The sequence below is a fragment of the Bradyrhizobium tropiciagri genome, from assembly GCF_018130545.1.
In the GTDB taxonomy this organism is placed as follows: Bacteria; Pseudomonadota; Alphaproteobacteria; order Rhizobiales; family Xanthobacteraceae; genus Bradyrhizobium; species Bradyrhizobium tropiciagri_A.
Genome location: NZ_JAFCKF010000005.1, coordinates 1 through 16,964 on the forward strand (window position 1 = coordinate 1; position 16,964 = coordinate 16,964).

The 16,964-nt window shown below is 64.4% G+C and carries 20 protein-coding genes and 1 pseudogene; 11 read left to right on the forward strand and 10 right to left on the reverse strand.

Translation table 11 applies throughout. From position 1 onward, the window contains the following. Nucleotides 1-495, forward strand: a 495-nt coding sequence (locus JQ616_RS21830; RefSeq protein WP_283812663.1) for a CorA family divalent cation transporter, incomplete at its 5' end; no start/stop codon positions are given. A gap of 81 nt (nt 496-576) precedes the next feature. Here the strand turns inward: JQ616_RS21830 and JQ616_RS21835 are convergent. Further along, nucleotides 577-744: a hypothetical protein gene (locus JQ616_RS21835; protein ID WP_212017929.1), complete on the reverse strand. Its 168-nt coding sequence runs from the start codon at nt 742-744 to the stop codon at nt 577-579. A gap of 600 nt (nt 745-1,344) precedes the next feature. Between JQ616_RS21835 and JQ616_RS21840 the strand changes: the two genes are divergently transcribed. The 3 genes and pseudogenes from JQ616_RS21840 (at nt 1,345) to JQ616_RS21850 (ending at nt 2,690) form a co-directional block, all read left to right on the forward strand. After that, a complete protein-coding gene (locus JQ616_RS21840; protein ID WP_212017931.1) occupies nt 1,345-1,749 on the forward strand; it encodes a hypothetical protein in 405 nt (134 codons plus the stop codon). A gap of 37 nt (nt 1,750-1,786) precedes the next feature. Next, a pseudogene (locus JQ616_RS21845) lies at nt 1,787-2,338 on the forward strand (CorA family divalent cation transporter); the annotation flags it as partial. A gap of 130 nt (nt 2,339-2,468) precedes the next feature. Next, nucleotides 2,469-2,690 (forward strand): hypothetical protein, encoded by a 222-nt coding sequence (locus JQ616_RS21850; protein WP_163156661.1) that lies wholly within the window; start codon nt 2,469-2,471, stop codon nt 2,688-2,690. Nucleotides 2,691-2,832: 142 nt separating this feature from the next. Here the strand turns inward: JQ616_RS21850 and JQ616_RS21855 are convergent, their stop codons facing one another. Continuing rightward, nucleotides 2,833-3,585, reverse strand: a complete 753-nt coding sequence (locus JQ616_RS21855; protein WP_212017933.1) for an SDR family NAD(P)-dependent oxidoreductase — start codon at nt 3,583-3,585, stop codon at nt 2,833-2,835. A gap of 148 nt (nt 3,586-3,733) precedes the next feature. Then, nucleotides 3,734-4,375, reverse strand: coding sequence for a pyridoxamine 5'-phosphate oxidase (pdxH, locus tag JQ616_RS21860; protein ID WP_212017935.1), 642 nt, complete (start codon nt 4,373-4,375; stop codon nt 3,734-3,736). Between the two features lie 108 nt (nt 4,376-4,483). Between pdxH and JQ616_RS21865 the strand changes: the two genes are divergently transcribed. Both JQ616_RS21865 and JQ616_RS21870 read left to right on the forward strand, forming a co-directional pair. Next, nucleotides 4,484-4,891 (forward strand): RT0821/Lpp0805 family surface protein, encoded by a 408-nt coding sequence (locus JQ616_RS21865; RefSeq protein WP_212017937.1) that lies wholly within the window; start codon nt 4,484-4,486, stop codon nt 4,889-4,891. Nucleotides 4,892-5,014: 123 nt separating this feature from the next. Then, nucleotides 5,015-5,983, forward strand: a complete 969-nt coding sequence (locus tag JQ616_RS21870) for a DnaJ C-terminal domain-containing protein (RefSeq protein ID WP_212017939.1) — start codon at nt 5,015-5,017, stop codon at nt 5,981-5,983. Nucleotides 5,984-6,371: 388 nt separating this feature from the next. Here the strand turns inward: JQ616_RS21870 and JQ616_RS21875 are convergent, their stop codons facing one another. Both JQ616_RS21875 and JQ616_RS21880 read right to left on the reverse strand, forming a co-directional pair. Next, on the reverse strand, nt 6,372-7,136 hold the full coding sequence (locus tag JQ616_RS21875) for an anti-sigma factor family protein (protein ID WP_212017941.1): 765 nt from the start codon (nt 7,134-7,136) through the stop codon (nt 6,372-6,374). A gap of 67 nt (nt 7,137-7,203) precedes the next feature. Continuing rightward, nucleotides 7,204-7,692: a sigma-70 family RNA polymerase sigma factor gene (locus tag JQ616_RS21880; protein WP_021076763.1), complete on the reverse strand. Its 489-nt coding sequence runs from the start codon at nt 7,690-7,692 to the stop codon at nt 7,204-7,206. 221 nt (nt 7,693-7,913) lie between these two features. Here JQ616_RS21880 and JQ616_RS21885 point away from each other — a divergent pair, with 221 nt between their 5' ends. The 4 genes from JQ616_RS21885 (at nt 7,914) to JQ616_RS21900 (ending at nt 11,813) form a co-directional block, all read left to right on the forward strand. After that, on the forward strand, nt 7,914-8,513 hold the full coding sequence (locus JQ616_RS21885) for a histidine phosphatase family protein (RefSeq protein WP_212017943.1): 600 nt from the start codon (nt 7,914-7,916) through the stop codon (nt 8,511-8,513). A gap of 75 nt (nt 8,514-8,588) precedes the next feature. Further along, on the forward strand, nt 8,589-9,677 hold the full coding sequence (gene aroC, locus JQ616_RS21890; protein ID WP_212017945.1) for a chorismate synthase: 1,089 nt from the start codon (nt 8,589-8,591) through the stop codon (nt 9,675-9,677). Nucleotides 9,678-9,719: 42 nt separating this feature from the next. After that, a complete protein-coding gene (locus JQ616_RS21895) occupies nt 9,720-10,913 on the forward strand; it encodes an adenylate/guanylate cyclase domain-containing protein (RefSeq protein WP_212017947.1) in 1,194 nt (397 codons plus the stop codon). A gap of 12 nt (nt 10,914-10,925) precedes the next feature. Further along, on the forward strand, nt 10,926-11,813 hold the full coding sequence (locus JQ616_RS21900) for a DMT family transporter (protein ID WP_212017949.1): 888 nt from the start codon (nt 10,926-10,928) through the stop codon (nt 11,811-11,813). A gap of 7 nt (nt 11,814-11,820) precedes the next feature. Here JQ616_RS21900 and JQ616_RS21905 read toward each other — a convergent pair whose 3' ends face one another. Both JQ616_RS21905 and clpS read right to left on the reverse strand, forming a co-directional pair. Next, nucleotides 11,821-12,585, reverse strand: coding sequence for a hypothetical protein (locus JQ616_RS21905; RefSeq protein WP_249137124.1), 765 nt, complete (start codon nt 12,583-12,585; stop codon nt 11,821-11,823). 93 nt (nt 12,586-12,678) lie between these two features. After that, the gene (gene clpS / locus JQ616_RS21910) at nt 12,679-12,984 is read right to left on the reverse strand and encodes an ATP-dependent Clp protease adapter ClpS (RefSeq protein ID WP_212017951.1); all 306 of its coding nucleotides are present in this window, start codon (nt 12,982-12,984) and stop codon (nt 12,679-12,681) included. 228 nt (nt 12,985-13,212) lie between these two features. Here clpS and JQ616_RS21915 point away from each other — a divergent pair, with 228 nt between their 5' ends. Continuing rightward, the gene (locus JQ616_RS21915; RefSeq protein ID WP_212017953.1) at nt 13,213-14,061 is read left to right on the forward strand and encodes a DUF1194 domain-containing protein; all 849 of its coding nucleotides are present in this window, start codon (nt 13,213-13,215) and stop codon (nt 14,059-14,061) included. A 10-nt stretch (nt 14,062-14,071) separates the two neighbouring features. Here JQ616_RS21915 and JQ616_RS21920 read toward each other — a convergent pair whose 3' ends face one another. From JQ616_RS21920 to JQ616_RS21930, 3 genes are read right to left on the reverse strand one after another with little or no spacing between them, the layout of a single operon-like run. Then, the gene (locus tag JQ616_RS21920; RefSeq protein ID WP_212017955.1) at nt 14,072-14,914 is read right to left on the reverse strand and encodes a nucleotidyltransferase domain-containing protein; all 843 of its coding nucleotides are present in this window, start codon (nt 14,912-14,914) and stop codon (nt 14,072-14,074) included. Between the two features lie 54 nt (nt 14,915-14,968). Beyond that, nucleotides 14,969-16,210, reverse strand: coding sequence for a class I SAM-dependent RNA methyltransferase (locus JQ616_RS21925; protein ID WP_212017957.1), 1,242 nt, complete (start codon nt 16,208-16,210; stop codon nt 14,969-14,971). Further along, nucleotides 16,203-16,964: a TlyA family RNA methyltransferase gene (locus JQ616_RS21930; RefSeq protein WP_212019081.1), complete on the reverse strand. Its 762-nt coding sequence runs from the start codon at nt 16,962-16,964 to the stop codon at nt 16,203-16,205. Before JQ616_RS21930 ends, JQ616_RS21925 begins: the two co-directional genes overlap by 8 nt.

The window sequence follows — 16,964 nt, forward strand, 5'->3', positions numbered from 1 at the left end:
GACATCTTCGAGCCCGAGAGCGAACGCCACGGCCACGCCAAGCAATATTCGCAAATCCTGATCACGATCGGCCGCAAGGGCGACATGACCTCGAAGGTTCGCGAAAGCCTGGTCTCGATCGGCCGCCTCGTCACCTTCCTCTCGGCGATCGTGGAAGGGGTGAAATGGTCCAAGGACATGCGCGAGCAGCTCAAGACCATGCAGCGTGACGTGGCCTCACTGACCGATCACGCCTCCTATCTCTCCAACAAAATTACGTTCGTGCTCGACGCCATGCTCGGTGTGGTCAATTTGGAACAGAACAACATCATCAAGCTGTTCTCGGTGATGGCGGTGGTTCTGATGCCGCCGACGCTGATCGCTTCGATCTACGGCATGAATTTCAAGATCATGCCGGAACTCGAATGGACGCACGGCTATCCGTTCGCGCTGGTGCTGATGCTGATCGCGGCGATTGTGCCGTACTGGATTTTCAAGTGGAAGAAGTGGCTGTAAGGCCCCTACGATGTCGGACGGGTTTTTGACAGGCGATGAAAGGTGAGCCCCGGGGTGGTCTCCGGGGCTCCCTTCAGATGCTCATTCTGCTGGCTTGATCTCTGAGTACGCACGACCGAATTTGATGTCGGCAATGCGCCCCTGATTGAGCCGATAATCAGCAGCGATCTCTGAGTACTTTTCTCCTCGGTTAATCCGCGCCTTGATCGCGGCTACTTGAGAAGGAGTGAGTTCACGGAGTGTGGTCATATCAGCCCCCCTCCTATCGCCCGCTCTTATGCTTGGTGGGGTCGACCAGCTTGTATCCCATGCCCGGCTTAGGGGTGGGGGGAAGGGGCTCACCGCGCGTAACGGTTCGCTCCTCGCCGGTGAGTCCACCTCGGACGCCGGTTTGCTCGTATTGACCAGATCGCGGAGCTGGCTCTCCTGGTTTGTAAGTCTTCGTCATGGTTGAGTTGCCTCAAAAGCGGCTTGATGAGCTTGCCTTTTGACGCTACGAACCATTTTGCGGACGGTGTTTCGCGGTCAGTAGTTGCCCTCAGGTGCCGCTGGCTCTGAAGCACTAAAGACAAAAGGCAGCACGAATAAATCCGTGCTGCCTTTTGTCATATCTTTCTGCGCCCCGCCCAGCAATAGGCGGAACATCTCCAGCGAATTTATACACCTGAGTTGGCCTTTCGTGCAATACGTCCGCGTTGCATTTTCTCAAGAGATGTTAGCAACATCGTTGCAAAGCAACGATGTTGCTAACATCTCTTGAATCGAAAGTCAAGGTACTAACCAATTGATTTTATTGAACAGGGTGCTAGTGTCGAAAAATACGGTTGTTGCAAAAAAGGAGTATGCAACATGGCGGTAATCCAGCCAGTGGGTGAGCCGACGAGTGAATTGGAAGCTCAGCTGCTGCGAGAGCTCAAGAGCCTCGATAGGCGTATCCATGAGCTTCAGAGCGAAAGAGCAACAGTAGAGCGATTAATAATCTCAGCTAGAAGAAGTAATCCGGCCCTAGCAAAGCTAGATGTAACAAGAAAGAACAGTATAAAGCGGGTGTTGATTGAGAGTGTTGTCCTAGAAAATCTAAAGAGTGCTCCCGAGGGTCGTAAAACCTACGAGTTACTAGCTGAAATGAAGCTGGTCGATCCGAAATTGAAGTCGAATACGTTTCGATCGACCCTGCATCGGATGAAGGAAAAGGGGGTTATTCTCAACCCGAAGGGTGGCCTTTGGCAGGTGCCTGCGCCGCTAGCTGTTTGATGGGTGTCCCAAAGTGCCGTCCGTTAGCTGAAGCGCAGACCACCAAGTCGACACGGGTTCGGAGTTGGAGCGTGACATCGACCAGGTCTCGCATGACATCTTCGAGCCCGAGAGCGAACGCCACGGCCACGCCAAGCAATATTCGCAAATCCTGATCACGATCGGCCGCAAGGGCGACATGACCTCGAAGGTTCGCGAAAGCCTGGTCTCGATCGGCCGCCTCGTCACCTTCCTCTCGGCGATCGTGGAAGGGGTGAAATGGTCCAAGGACATGCGCGAGCAGCTCAAGACCATGCAGCGTGACGTGGCCTCACTGACCGATCACGCCTCCTATCTCTCCAACAAAATTACGTTCGTGCTCGACGCCATGCTCGGTGTGGTCAATTTGGAACAGAACAACATCATCAAGCTGTTCTCGGTGATGGCGGTGGTTCTGATGCCGCCGACGCTGATCGCTTCGATCTACGGCATGAATTTCAAGATCATGCCGGAACTCGAATGGACGCACGGCTATCCGTTCGCGCTGGTGCTGATGCTGATCGCGGCGATTGTGCCGTACTGGATTTTCAAGTGGAAGAAGTGGCTGTAGCGCTGTTCCAGCGTCGCGTTTTGGGACGCGCTTTTCTGCCTTATTTCCTCTCCTAAAATTTGAGTGTTGCGCTGAACGTTTGGGCGAAACTTGTCTGCGATAACGCCCGCCTCGAAGCCGGAGGACAGCAATGGTTGAGAAGATCATAACGCCACGGCGTAACGTCATCGACTTTGCGCGCTATCAACAGGACCGCGCAGCAGGCAAGGTGCAGGCGATCTCGCCGAGACTTTGCCGTTACTGTGACGCGGCGCTGCTTGATGGCGAGGACGAAGACGAATGCTCCAGCGCGCTGAACGACGTCGCGCTGCGGCAGCCTGAGAAGAAGTCACGCCGGTTTTACGCCGACTAGAGGTTGACGCCCCGGAGGCAGAAGCCTCGTCTGCGTCGTTACGCCTGCCATCGAAGCAATCCCTTGACCTACGGCCGCGGCGGCGGCCGGGATCGCCTCGAACCTCTCGCTTCCTTCCCCGCAATCACATCCAAGCCGAAGCTCAGACGTGCTGGCCACCATTGATGTGGATCTCGGCGCCGTTCACGTAGGAGCTGGTCTCCGTGCACAGCACGTAGATGATCTTGGCGACCTCGTCCGGGGTGCCGAGGCGATGCATCGGGATTTGCTGGTCGACGATCTTCTCGGTGCCGGGCGACAGGATCGAGGTGTCGATCTCGCCCGGCGCGATCGCGTTGACGCGAACGCCGACGCGGCCGAAGTCCGACGCCATTTCGCGTGTCAGTGCCGCAAGTGCCGCTTTCGACGTCGCGTAGGCGGCTCCTGCGAATGGATGCACGCGCGAGCCGGCGATCGAGGTGACGTTCACCACTGCGCCCTTGGCGTGCTTCAGTTCCTCGATCAGTCCGCGCGCGATCATGACCGGTGCGAAGAAGTTGACGTGGAAAACATGGGTCCAGGTCTCGATGTCGGTGTCCATGGTGCCGAGCCGGCCGCCGTTGGGCGCCTTTGGCGAGATCGCGGCATTGTTGACCAGCGCGTGCAGTTCATCGTTATCCAGTCGCTGCCGGATCTCCGAGATCGCGCGCACCGTGTCGTCATGGCTGCCGAGATCGACCTCGATGTGATCTTCCGGCCCGGCGCCCCAGGGACAGACCTCCGGAAACGCATGCCGCGACAGGGTGATGACGCGCCAGCCGGCGGACGAGAACCGGATCGCGGTGGCATGGCCGATGCCGCGGCTCGCGCCGGTCAGGAGCAGCGTGCGCCGCGGCGCATTGGAAGGGCGGGTCATCGACGGGTTTCTTTCGTTTTCGTCATGCGCGGCATCGTGCCGGGCATCGACGTCCTTGAACGATGGAAGATCAAGCCGTCGATGGCCGGGGTCATCTTACACGAAGACGCGCTTCGTATTTTTGCCCTTCCGTGACGGTCGCGGTTTTTCAGGGATAGAGCCGCACCTTCGACCAGGCGCTGCCGGCGTCGTCGCGGCGGAATTCGATGCGGTCGTGCAGGCGATACGGGCGGTCGTGCCAGAACTCGATGCGCTGTGGCGTGATCCGCCAGCCGCTCCAGCCCGGCGGACGCGGCACCTCGCCGATGACGTACTTCGCGCCGGCCTTGGCGATCGCCTGCTCGAAGGCGAAGCGGCTCTCCAGCGGCTGCGACTGCTTGCTGGCCCATGCGCCGATCTGCGCCTGCTTCGGCCGCGTGGCGAAATAGGCGTCGGCCTCGGCATCGGTGACCGGTGTCACCGGCCCGCGGATACGCACCTGGCGGCGCAACGATTTCCAGTGAAACAGTAAAGCCGCCTTAGGATTTGCGGCCAATTCGCGGCCCTTGGCACTGGCAATGTGGCTGTAGAACACGAAGCCGTCGGCATCGAAGCCCTTCATCAGCACCATCCGCACGTCAGGCAGGCCGTCGGCGTCGACGGTCGCCAGCGCCATCGCGTTCGGATCGTTGGGCTCGGACTTGACCGCTTCCGCAAACCATTCGCCGAACAGGGCGAACGGCTCCTCCGCCGCGGTGAAATCACCCGATGTTAACGGTGTCGGGTGTTTGATGGAGGTCGTGTCGGTCATGTCAGGAGTCCCGATTTGCATCCGCCCGCGTCAAAGAACGCGTTACTGGCCCTATATAGGGCATGGGGGCGCGTTGGCCTATTGGCGATCCGCCCCGCGGGCGCGGTGGTGACATTGATCATTGTCGGCGTCGGCGCCAGCGGCTGCAGCCTGTCGCGCACCGATGCCTTCGCCAAGATGGACGACAAGGATGTGACGGGCTCGATCAGCCCGACCCTGGTCAATGCGGCGATGCCGACCGACAGCGATCTCGCCTTCGCCCGCAACGCCGCCTCAGACGTGCTGACCAAGGGCGACAAGGATTCCAGCCAGCCCTGGGAAAACCCCGAGACCGGCGCGCGCGGCTCGGTGACACCGCTGGCTCAGGCCTATTCGGGCGAGGACGGCAAGACCTGCCGGGATTTCCTCGCCAGCTATGTCAACGGAGCCACCGAAAGCTGGCTGCAGGGCGCCGCCTGCAAGGCTGGACAGGGACGGTGGGAAATCCATAGTTTGAAGCCGTGGAGAAAGTCCTGAGGTTCCGGCCGGGACCGGTCCTGGACTAGTTGCAAAAATGCCACTGAACCCCCACATGAAGGCAAAGTGGGCCCGGATGGGTTCCCAGCCAAACCTGATTTTCCCGTGAAGGAGACGTGACGGATGCGCGACCCCTATGAGGTCTTGGGGGTGCAGCGGAGCGCCAGCGCTGCGACGATCAAGAGCGCCTATCGCAAGCTCGCCAAGAAGCATCACCCGGATAACAACAGCAACGACCCGAAGGCGGCGGCCCGCTTTGCGGAGATCAACACGGCCAACGAGATCGTCGGCGACGAGGACAAGCGCAAGCAGTTCGATCGCGGCGAGATCGATGCCGACGGCAAGCCGCGCTTCCAGGGCTTTCCTGGCGGCGGCGCTGGTGCCGGCGGCCGTGCCGGTGCGGGCGGCTTCGAGTACAGCTTCCGCGGCGGTCCCGGTGGTGGCGGCGGGATGGGCGGCGGCAGCTTCGAGGACATCCTCAACAGCATGTTCGGCAATGCCGCGCGGGGCGGCGGCGCGCGCGCGGGTCGCGCCAGCCCTTTTGAATTCGATGGCGGCGGGGTCGGCGTCGACCTCGATCTGTCGGTCGCGATGACGGTGTCGCTGGAGGAATCGGTCAGGGGCGGCGACAAGCGCGTGCGCCTGCCGAACGGCCGCGAGCTCAACGTCAAGATTCCGCCCGGCGTCACCGCGGGCCAGCAGATCCGGCTGAAGGGGCAGGGCGACACCGCACAAGGCCATCCGCCCGGCGATCTCCTGATCACGATCTCGATCGCGCCGCATCCGTTCTTCAAGATCGACGGCAACGATCTCCGGATCGATCTGCCGGTGACCCTCTATGAGGCGGTGCTGGGCGGCAAGGTGCGGGTGCCGACGCTGGGCAGCGCGGTCGAGCTGTCGATCCCCAAGAACACCTCGAGCGGCCGCACCTTCCGCCTCAAGGGCAAGGGGCTGCCGAAGGCGGGCGCAGTCGGCGACCTCTATGTCACGACCCGGATCATCCTTCCCGACGGGAACGATGCCGAGCTTGAGGCATTGATGCAGACGTGGCGGGAGCGTAACCCCTATAATCCGCGCAGCGATCTCGGCTGACCGCCGAGAGCGCGCCCCAGAGACGCGAAGACGCGAAACTGCAACTACCCCGGACTCTATCGGGGTAGACGCCGGGCCGTGAGCGCGTCAAAGGATGACCGGCCGTCCGAACTCCTGGCCTGCGGCGTGCAGACCGGATGGCGGAAAAAGGAGTGCGGCCTCGAGAGGGGGACCAGCGCGGTACACAAAACCCCAATCGAGGCCGCGTGCGCCGATCGGCGGATCGGGCGCAGATCATCTTCGCGTGAGCATCCGGTGCGATAATGAGACGCGTCGATGACGCGAATCGAAGTTTTCAATGTCGGAATTGGGACGCCGAGTGAGGCTGGATTCACTTACTCGAAACGGCACATTTTCGCGACGTGATCTCCCGTAAAATTACGGGAGATCAACCGCCGGTCTTCTCCATCTGATCATAAACGGCCTGCGCGACCTGGGTCAGGCGGCTGCGGTCGGTGCCGCCGCTGACGACATAGGCGACGCCGCGATCGGCCCAGAACAGCGCGCCGTCGCTGCCCTGCACGGCGTAGCGCATCTGGGTCGCCTCGGTCTTGGCCTTGGCGGTGTAGACCGTGAAGCGCTCGCCGGACGTGCTCTCATACATCAGGAACGACGCCGGCCCGCTCGGCCCCGGCAGCAGGCGGCCGCCGACCAGCTTCAGCCCGGTCAGCTCCGGGGCGCGGACGTCCCAGCCGCAGCGCTTGGTCAGCCATTGCTGCAGATGGTCGCGCTCGCTGCCGGGGACCTCGACGGGATGGCGGACCTCGACCACGTAGAGCCGATGCGCATCGAGCGCATCGAGCGTGAAGCTCTGGAAGGTCGACGGGGTCGCCGAGGCGCCGCGCGCGATCCAGCCGACGCCGCCGCCGGCGATGAAGGCGACCAGCGTTGCCGCCACCGCGCCATAGACCCAGCGGCGCGGCTGGCGCACCAGTCGTTCGAGCTCGAGTCGCTTCGGCACCGCCTCGTCCAGCACGCTGTCGTAGCGCGCATGCAGCGTCTCGGCCATCGCGCGCCATGAGTGCACCCGCGCCGCGTCGTCAGGATGGCTGGCGAGCCATGCCTCGACATCGCCGCGGCGTTCGGCCGGCAGCTCATTGTCGACGTAAGCGTGCAGCTCGTCTTCGGTGACGGGGATGTTCGGGTCGGTCATATCAGTCGTCTCTGCCAAATCTTGTTCGAAAATCGTTCAAGCGAAACACCTGCCATCGCGCACATTATCATTTCACCCGCCTGAGCGCCGGGCGCTGGCCCTCGATCGAGGCCCGCACATGGGCGCGCGCGCGGGCGAGGCGGGACATCACCGTTCCGATCGGCACGCCCTGGATGTCGGCGACCTCGCGGTAACTCATGCCTTCCAGCATCACCAGCAGCAGCACCGAGCGTTGCTCCTCGACCAGTGTCGACAGCGCGCGCTCGATGTCGCGTCCCTCCGCCTCGGTGCCGCTGGCATCGGCATTGTTGTCGAGCAGCGGCATCAAAGGCGGCCGGCGCGCCAGCGAGCGCCTGCGGTTCTTGTTCAGATTGGTCAGGATCGTATAGAGCCAGCTCCTGACGTCGCCGCCGAGAAACAGCCGCTCCGAGCGCAGCGCCCGCACCAGCGTGTCCTGCACCAGATCGTCGGCGATGTCGGTGTCGCGCGTCAGCGCCCGCGCATAGCGGCGGAGCGCCGGAATCATGGCTTCGACACTTTGGCGAAACGCGGTCATGCATCCAGTCTTCGATGGTCTCGGCGATGGTTTGCCTTGTCCAGCATAACACCCTAACGGCGTGGCTATTCCGGTTGCATCGACCTGCGCGCAGAGCGCCTCAGCTGCGGCGGATTTGGGCTTGTCGCCAGCCGAAGCGCTGGTGTACCTCCGAGCCGGAATATTCGAGGCGTGGAAGCCTGTGGTGAGGCGCCCGACAGCTCAGGACCAGCCGTTAGGGAATGCCGGTGCCAACCATCTATTACATCCGCCACGGCGAGACCGCATGGAACGCCGAAGGCCGGCTTCAGGGTACGCAGGACGTCGCGCTGAACGAGCGCGGCCGCGCCCAGGCAGCGCATGCCGGGCGCATCCTTGGCGATCTCTTGGCGCGTGACGGCCGTGACAGGACGACGCTGCCGTTCGTCGCGAGCCCGCTGATCCGGGCACGCGCCACCATGGAGCTGGTGCGCGCCGAGCTTGGACTGCCGCCGGGCGACTACGCCCTCGACGCGCGGCTGCGCGAGATCGGCTATGGCACGTGGGAGGGCTCGACCTTGGCGCAGGCGCAGGCCGCCGACCCCGTCGTCTATGCCCGCCGCCTGGCCGAGAAGTGGCAGGTCGCGCCGGAGGGCGGCGAAAGCTATGTCGAGGTGCAGGCGCGGATGACCGAGTGGTACCATTCGGTGACGTCGGACACTGTCGCCGTCGCCCATGGCGGCACAGCGAGGGCACTGATGGTGGCGCTCGGCTTCGAGACGCCGGCCTCGGCCGCCGAGCTTTATATCGAGCAGGGCGCGGTCTACGTGTTCGGCCCCGCGGGCCTGCAGAAATATAGTTAAAGCCACCGGCTATCCGCGTCCTCGGGGTCGTGAAACCCGTTTGACGCTGCCGACCCTGCGCGTTACGACACCGCCATGTCCTTCAATACTTTCGGCCATATGTTCCGCGTCACGACCTTCGGCGAGAGCCATGGGGTCGCGATCGGCTGCGTGGTGGACGGCTGCCCGCCGATGATCCCTCTGACCGTGGAGGAGATCCAGCACGACCTCGACCGTCGCCGGCCCGGCCAGTCGCGCTTCACCACCCAGCGCCAGGAGCCGGATGCGGTGAAGATCCTGTCCGGCGTGATGGCGCATCCGGAAACCGGCGTGCAGGTCACGACCGGCACGCCGATCGCGCTGCTGATCGAGAACACCGATCAGCGCTCGAAGGATTATTCCGAGATCAAGGACAAGTTCCGCCCCGGCCACGCCGACTTCACCTATGAGGCGAAATACGGCCTGCGCGACTATCGCGGCGGCGGACGTTCCTCCGCGCGCGAGACCGCGACCCGCGTTGCGGCCGGCGCGATCGCGCGCAAGGTGCTGCCCGAGGTGAAGGTGCGCGGCGCGCTGGTGCAGATGGGCCCGCACAAGATCGACCGCGAGAAGTGGGACTGGGACGAGATCGCCAACAACCCGTTCTTCTGTCCCGACAAGGACAAGGCGGCGTTCTTCGAGACCTATCTCGACGGCATCAGGAAGAGCGGCTCCTCGATCGGTGCCGTGATTGAAGTCGTCGCCGAAGGTGTGCCGGCCGGGCTCGGCGCGCCGATCTATGCCAAGCTCGACAGCGATCTGGCATCCGCGATGATGAGCATCAACGCGGTCAAGGGCGTCGAGATCGGTGCCGGCTTCGGCGCCGCCGAGCTTACAGGCGAAGAGAACGCCGACGAGATGCGGACCGGCAACAACGGCACGCGCTTCCTGTCCAACCATGCCGGCGGCGTGCTCGGCGGCATCTCGACCGGCCAGCCGGTGGTGGTGCGCTTCGCGGTCAAGCCGACGTCCTCGATCCTGACCACGCGCCGCACCGTCGACCGCAAGGGCGCCGACACCGACATCCTGACCAAGGGCCGCCACGATCCCTGCGTCGGCATCCGCGCGGTGCCGGTCGGCGAGGCCATGATGGCCTGCGTGCTGGCGGATCATTTTCTGCGCGACCGCGGGCAGACCGGGCGCTGATCCCCTATATAATGGCGGTACCAGACCGCCTTGGGGACTGCCATGAACGCGTCGGAGCTTCGGGATATCATCGCGTGGATGATCGGCGGCGCGCGATCGGCGCCGACCCCGTCGCAGATGATGGCGGAATGCTGCGAACGGCTGACGCGGGCCGGCCTGCCGCTGTGGCGCATCGGTGTCTTCGTGCGCACGCTGCATCCCGAGATCTATGGCCGGCATTTCTTGTGGAGGCCGGGTGCTGAGGTCGAGACCGGGACCGTCGATCACAACATCGAGGAGTCCCCGGAATTCGCCGTCAGCCCGCTGTCGATCGTCTTCAAGCAGGGCGTAGAGGTGCGTGCGCGGTTCGATGATCCCTCGAGCAAGCGCTTTCCGATCGTCGTGGACCTGCAGGCCGAGGGTGTCACCGACTACATCGCGGTACCGCTGATCAACACCGACGGCCGCCCCAATGCATCGAGCTGGACCACCAAACAGCCGGGTGGCTTCACCGACGAGCAGCTCGATGCAATCCGCTCGATCACCGTGCCGCTGGCGCGCTACATCGAGATCGTGACCCTGCGCCGCACCGCCTCGCTGCTACTTGATACTTACGTCGGCAACCGCGCCGGCGAGCGCATCATGGGCGGCCAGATCAGGCGCGGCCATGCTGACACGATGGATGCCGCGATCTGGCTGTCGGACCTCCGCGGCTTCACCGCGCTGTCGGACCGCCTGCCGGCCGAGACCGTCGTGGAAATCCTCAACCTCTATTTCGACTGCCAGGTCACCGCGATCCGCGACCATGGCGGCGAGGTGCTCAAATTCATGGGCGACGGCCTGCTCGCGGTATTCCCGGTCGACGAATATCTCGGCGACGAGGTGCAAGTTTGCTCGCGGGTGCTGGATGCCGCGCGCGCCTCCCGCGCCGGGGTCGAGGCGCTGCAATTCCCCAATGGCGACGCGGTCGAGCGCTTCCGCTTCGGCGTCGCGCTGCATCTCGGCCGCGTGCTCTATGGCAATATCGGCGGCGGCAACCGGCTCGACTTCACCTGCATCGGTCCGGCGGTCAATCTCGCCGCGCGGCTTGAGAAGATCGCCGGCCGTCTCGGCCGCACCGTCGTCGCCTCCGAGCGCTTTGCCGGGATCCATGACGGAGGCTGGAGCGATCTCGGCGAGTTTCCGATCGCGGGATTTGCCAAGGCCGAACGGGTCTACGGCCTGTTCGACGAGGCGCCGGTCGCCGCTGCCAGCTAGCATCGGTGCGATGTGACTGACACGGACGCGCAGCACCGCAAGGGGATTGCACTGGTCGTTGCGGCCGCGGCTGCCTGGAGTACCGCGCCGTTCTTCACCCGGCTGCTGCATTTCGATTCCTGGACTATCCTGTTCTGGCGCGGACTGTTCGGCGGCGGCGCGATTGCGCTGTTCCTCCTCGCCACGCAAGGCCGGCGCGGCGTGCGCGATCTCGTCGCGATGCCGGCGAGCGGCTGGCTGGTGGCCGGCCTCTCGACGCTCGGCATGGTGACGTTCATTCCGGCGCTGCAACTGACCAGCGTCGCCAATGTCGCTATCCTGATCGCGATGCAGCCGTTTGCGGCGGCCGCGATCGCGCGGCTTTGGCTCGGCGAGCGGGCGCGGCCAGGCACGTTGCTGGCGAGCCTCGTCGCGCTCGCGGGTGTGGCCATCACGGTCAGCGGCGCGGAGGCTGTCACGGATTACCGGGGCATTGGCCTTGCCTGCGTGATGGTGCTGGCAATTTCGCTGATGACGGTGGTGATCCGGCGGCACAGGGGCACGCCGATGGTCGCGGCCGCGGCGCTCTCGAACTTCCTCGGCTGCGCGGTCAGCTTGCCGCTGGGGCTAGGCATCGGCGCGGTTAGCGGCACCGATCTCGGCGTGCTCGCGATGTTCGGGGCATGCCAGGTTGGCCTCGGGCTCACTCTGTTCACAGTCGGCTCCCGATTGCTGCCGTCCGCGCAGGCATCGCTGATCGCAACCCTCGAAACCCCGCTGATGCCGTTCTGGGTGTGGCTGGCGTTCGCCGAGGTGCCGTCGCTGCGCGCCCTGATCGGCGGTGCGCTGGTGATGGGGGCGGTTGTCGCCGACATTGCGCTGAGCCAGCGGGCGCAACTCGTGCGGCCGGCGGAGCGGTGAAGGCCGGCTAGCCGCCGCGGGCGTAAGACTGCTTCAGGCCGAAGGTCAGGATCGACAGCGTGATCCACAGCCGCAGCATCGCGAAGCCAAAGATGAAGACGACGTAGATCACGCTCTTGAAGGGTTGGCTCGTCGTCGACGTCTGCCAGAACTGCCAGATCGCATTGCGAACGAGGTCCTGCCCGTAGCCGAGCACGATATTGACGGTGCCGAGCGCGAGCACCGCGGCGCCAAGCCAGAGCGCGTGGCGCCCAAAGTCCTTGACGGCGGCAAACAGCGCGACGCGGCCGTCATTGCCTTCCGCGTTGACGATGATCAGCAGCACCAGCGCTGCGATCGTCGCACTCCAGAACCGGCCGAGATGGGTGCCCTGATCGAAGGCCATGCCGTCGAGGCCCCACAGCAAATGCGGTGCGAACGACGTGAAGCCGATCGCGGCGGTCCCGAGTGTTGCCGCGATCATCACGAGCGCGATCCGCCACAGGATCGACACCGACAGTCGGGTCTGCTCGGCCAGCGTCAGTTCGCCGAGCGATGATTGGCCTCCGGCGGCCTGGATCGAGTCCCGTGCGGTCGCGAAAAAGGCGAGCAGCACGCAGATGTCGGCCAGCACCAGCGTGGGCAGGATCAGGCCGGGCTTGCCGTAGCCGACGATCCGCAGCGCCGCCGCCATGACGAGCCAGGGCAGAGCGGGCAATGGGCGAAACGGCCCGAACGAGGTTTCCGGGCGGGTCTTCCGCAGTGAAAGCTGTTGGCGCAGTGCGACGGTCATGCCGCGTTGGTGCCATGCGATCCCTCAAGCAGGCGTGGCTGCGATCGATAAAATGCGCGGCAAGGCCTGCGGCAAACTGGCGCTGGCGCCGCGCTATTCCTCGGGCTCGGTGGTGAACAGCAACGGGTAGCCCTTGGCGCGGCCGGCGTCGGTGGCGCGCGTCGCCTTGGTCTCGGCGACATCCCTGGTGAACACCGCGACCACGCAGACGCCGCGCTGGTGTGCGGTCAGCATCACCTTGTAGGCCTGGTCGTCGGTCATGCGGAATTCACCCTTCAGCACCGTGACGACGAACTCGCGCGGCGTGTAGTCGTCGTTGATCAAGATCACCTTGTGCAGGCGTGGCCGCTCGACCTTGGTCTTGGTTCGGGTTTTCGGCTTGACGACAGTATCTGGCATCGCACTCCCTCGCGATTGCCCCGTAAGACTACCGTCTTCCGGCAGCTGTTGGAACCGTTCGAATTGCACGGCGTCATTGCGGCAACGGCACGGCGCGTGTTGCCGCATTCGCGGCAAGTCACGTCGAACTTGCGAACGCCTAACTCGAATGTGAAGGACAGATGATATCAGCGCTTTGCGCCGCCTGATTTGCGTGTCACCATGACGTGACACGACGGGAGGGCCGCAATGCGCTGGTATGTCTCGATCGGAGCGGTGCTTGTCGCGGGCATGCTGGCCAGCGGCGATGTAGCCGGTGTTGCCGCGCCCGGCCCTGGACCACAGACCGGCCGGCTGGCTGAAAAGGAATCCACGCCGAGCGTCGACATCGAGTTGATCATTGCGGTCGACGTCTCCTATTCGATGGACATGGACGAGCTCGCGATCCAGCGCGAAGGCTATGCGCAAGCGATCGTTTCCAAGGATTTCCTGCAAGCGCTGAAGGCCGGCCCGAACGGCAAGATCTCGATCACCTATTTCGAATGGGCCGCCTCCAACGACCAGAAGGTCATCATTCCCTGGCGGGTGATCGACGGTCCTGAATCCGCCGATGCGGTCTCTGCCGAGATCATGAAGACGCCGGTGCGGCGCGCCTCGCGGACCTCGATCTCCGGGGCGATCTATTTTGCGATCCCGATGTTCGACGAGAATCCGCATCGCGGCCTGCGCCGCGTGATCGATATTTCCGGCGACGGACCCAACAACAACGGCGCACCGATCACGCCCGCGCGCGATGCAGCGCTCGACAAGGGCATCGTCATCAACGGTCTGCCGATCATGGTGAAGGAGCCGTCCTACTCGACGATGGATATCGAAAATCTCGACTACTATTATGAGGACTGCGTGATCGGTGGACCCGGCTCCTTTGTGGTCACGATCAAGGATCGCGAGAAGTTCAAGGAGGCGATCCGCACCAAGCTGTTGCTCGAGGTCGCCGGCCGCACCCCCGAGCGTCCCGTTGTGCGGACCGCCGAGAAGGAGCCGCGGGTCAGTTGCATGATCGGCGAGAAGATCTGGCAGGACCGCTGGGGGCGGTGAGGATCGCGGGTTACGTTTCGCTACCCGCCCTACAAATCTCCCGAAGCTCTTCCTCCAGTGCGCGCAGCACTTGCAACGCACCAGTATGCTCTGCAGCTCCGATCTTCCGCCAGACTTCGGCAACGCGCCCGGTGAGCTCGCGCACCGTCACCGGAAAATTCGCCGCCTGCGCCAGCGCGCCTTTCTCGTTGATCAGATACTGCCCGTTCAGCGCAAACAGCACCTGTGCGATGCAGGCCAGCGCGCGGTAGGCGCAGCCGGCGATATGCGTGCTATCGCCGCGCGGCACGGCAAGCTCGGCATTCTCGATACTGAACAGGATTTCCCATTGAAAGCGCCAAACGAGAGCGTCGCGCAGCGCGGGCGGATAGGGAGCAGTCTTCTCCTTCAGCGCTGCGACGAGGCTGCCGGGATCATGCAGGACGCGGCACAGCGCGACCTCGCCCATCCAGATCGCCGAGCAGAAGCCATGCGGATGGCCCGGCTGGTAGTGCATGCTGACGTCACCGTTCCGGCAGGCATCGATGCCACCAGTGACCTGATCGATGCTGCGGTAGAGCAGGTCGACCTTGTGGCCGCCGATCGCAAGCCAGGCGCCGCCGACGATCCATGGTCCCCATTCGCCGGCCGGCGTCACATGCGCGGCAGCGGGATCGTCGACCAGGCCCGCGACCGCCGCGCGCAGGCGATCGATATCGAGAGCAGCGCCATCCCGGTAGTAGAGACCGAGATCGTAGTCCGAAGCCTCATGCGCGGTGCCGCGCGCCCGCGAGCCGCCGAGCACGATGGCGGCGACGCCCGGCACGGCGGCGAGGACGGGAATGGTGCGCGCGAGTAGTGGATCGTGGGACATGCAGGAGCGAACTATAGCGAGATCACCAAGCGCTGCGATAGTCGCAGCGTCGTCTCAGCGCGTAAACCGCGCCACCAGCTCGACATGCGGCGTGTGGCGGAACTGATCGACCGGGGTGACTCTGGCGAGCTTGTAGCCACCGTCGATCAGGATTTTCGCGTCGCGGGCAAACGTCGCAGCGTTGCAGGACACCGCGACGACTACGGGCACCTTGCTCGCTGCGAGCTGGGTGACCTGCGCCTGCGCACCCTGCCGCGGCGGATCGAACACGACGGCGTCATAGTCGCGCAATTCCTGCGGCATCAGCGGGCGGCGGAACAGGTCGCGCGCCTCGGCATTCAGCGGCTTCAGCCCCGGCGTCGTCTGCGCGGCCTTCTGCAGCGCCGTGATCGCACCGGCATCGCTGTCGAAGGCCGTGACCCGCGCCTTTTCCGCGAGGCGCAGTGCGAACGGGCCGACGCCGCAAAACAGGTCGGCGATGTGCTTGGCGCGTCCGCACTGCTCGCGTACCAGCGCGGCGAGCGTCTCCTCGCCCTTGACGGTCGCCTGCAGGAACGAGCCCGGCGGCAGCACGACCTTCGCCTTGCCGATCGCAATCTCGGGAGAGCCGCGCTGCAGCACCAGCTCGCCGTGCCGGGTCAGCCGCGCCAGCCGGTGCTTCTCGGCGACGCGCGACAAGGTGGTGATCAGGCTGGTCGGCAGGGAGCCTGAGCCGCGTACATCGATGTCGAGGCCGTTGAGAGTCGCCGTCACCTGGATGTCGAGCGGCTTGCCGATCGAGATCAGCGGTTCGGCGACCGCCCAGGCGGCCTCGAGCGCACCATTGAGCGCCGGATCGAGGATCGGACAGCGATCGACCGGGATGATGTCGTGCGAACCGGCAGCGGCGAAGCCGACCTTGAGGACCTCATGGGTGCCCATGCGTCCGTGCAGCGTGATGCGGCGACGGCCCGCGCCATGGGCGTCGAGCAGCGGCGCGACCTCGGCTTCGATCCTGGCCTGCGCCAGCGTTTCCACGACAATGTTGCGCTTCCAGGCGTGGTAAGGCGCGTCGGCCCAATGCTGGATCGCACAGCCGCCGCAGATGCCGAAATGCGGGCAGAACGGCGCGATGCGCTCGGGGCTCTGCTGCGTGATCCGCAGCAGCCGCCGTCGGTCGGGATGATTGCCGGGGACGTCCTCGACCTCGACGGTTTCGCCGGCCAGCGTGTAGGGCACGAAGATCGACTGCGTGCCGTCGATCGCGACGCCGTCGCCGCGGTGACCGACATGGTCGATGGTCACGAGCTCAGCCACGGCGGGCGCCGAGGAAGAATTCGATATTGCCGTCGCCGCCCGTGATCGACGACGGGAACACCTGAATGTTGGTGCACCCCTGCAAGGCGGCAAAGGCGGCGATGTCGTCGCAGATCTCCTGATGCACCATCGCGTTGCGGATGACGCCGCGCTTGGAGTGTTTGCGGGCCGCCTCGAATTGCGGCTTGATCAGCGCCAGCAGATGCATCGGTGCGGCCGCCAGCGACAGCGCCACCGGCAGCACCAGCTTCAGCGAGATGAAGCTGACATCGATCACCACGACATCGGGCCGCGCCGGCAGGCGCTTGCCCTCGTAATTCCTGATGTCGGTCTCCTCCATGGAGACGATCTTCGGATGGCCGTGTAGCGAGGGATGCAGCTGGCCGTGGCCGACATCGATGGCGAAGACGAGGCTCGCGCCATTGGCGAGCAGTACCTCGGTGAAGCCGCCCGTCGAGGCGCCGACATCGAGGCAGACATGGCCCTCGACCTCGATCGGATAATGTTCGAGCGCGCCGGCAAGCTTGACGCCGCCGCGCGAGACGTAGGGATGCGCGGGCTCGGCCGTGAGCTCGGCGCCAGGCGCGACGATCTCGGACGCTTTCGAAATCTGCTTGCCGTCGGCGGTGACAAGGCCGGCGTCGATAGCCGCGCGCGCCCGCGCCCGGCTTTCGAACAGGCCGCGTTCGACCAGCAGCACGTCGATGCGCTTGCCGGCCGATGCATTGTTGTCGTTGTCGCCCGCCTTGGTCAC

Excerpts from the sequence above, each read along its gene's own strand:
- JQ616_RS21905 (WP_249137124.1), bottom strand. The coding sequence starts at position 12,585 with ATGACCGTCGCACTGCGCCAACAGCTTTCACTGCGGAAGACCCGCCCG.
- JQ616_RS21885 (WP_212017943.1), top strand. The coding sequence starts at position 7,914 with ATGCCGGTGCCAACCATCTATTACATCCGCCACGGCGAGACCGCATGG.
- pdxH (WP_212017935.1), bottom strand. The coding sequence starts at position 4,375 with ATGACCGACACGACCTCCATCAAACACCCGACACCGTTAACATCGGGT.
- JQ616_RS21850 (WP_163156661.1), top strand. The coding sequence starts at position 2,469 with ATGGTTGAGAAGATCATAACGCCACGGCGTAACGTCATCGACTTTGCG.
- JQ616_RS21855 (WP_212017933.1), bottom strand. The coding sequence starts at position 3,585 with ATGACCCGCCCTTCCAATGCGCCGCGGCGCACGCTGCTCCTGACCGGC.
- clpS (WP_212017951.1), bottom strand. The coding sequence starts at position 12,984 with ATGCCAGATACTGTCGTCAAGCCGAAAACCCGAACCAAGACCAAGGTC.
- JQ616_RS21880 (WP_021076763.1), bottom strand. The coding sequence starts at position 7,692 with ATGACCGCGTTTCGCCAAAGTGTCGAAGCCATGATTCCGGCGCTCCGC.
- JQ616_RS21895 (WP_212017947.1), top strand. The coding sequence starts at position 9,720 with ATGAACGCGTCGGAGCTTCGGGATATCATCGCGTGGATGATCGGCGGC.
- JQ616_RS21875 (WP_212017941.1), bottom strand. The coding sequence starts at position 7,136 with ATGACCGACCCGAACATCCCCGTCACCGAAGACGAGCTGCACGCTTAC.
- JQ616_RS21870 (WP_212017939.1), top strand. The coding sequence starts at position 5,015 with ATGCGCGACCCCTATGAGGTCTTGGGGGTGCAGCGGAGCGCCAGCGCT.
- JQ616_RS21915 (WP_212017953.1), top strand. The coding sequence starts at position 13,213 with ATGCGCTGGTATGTCTCGATCGGAGCGGTGCTTGTCGCGGGCATGCTG.
- aroC (WP_212017945.1), top strand. The coding sequence starts at position 8,589 with ATGTCCTTCAATACTTTCGGCCATATGTTCCGCGTCACGACCTTCGGC.
- JQ616_RS21840 (WP_212017931.1), top strand. The coding sequence starts at position 1,345 with ATGGCGGTAATCCAGCCAGTGGGTGAGCCGACGAGTGAATTGGAAGCT.
- JQ616_RS21920 (WP_212017955.1), bottom strand. The coding sequence starts at position 14,914 with ATGTCCCACGATCCACTACTCGCGCGCACCATTCCCGTCCTCGCCGCC.
- JQ616_RS21835 (WP_212017929.1), bottom strand. The coding sequence starts at position 744 with ATGACCACACTCCGTGAACTCACTCCTTCTCAAGTAGCCGCGATCAAG.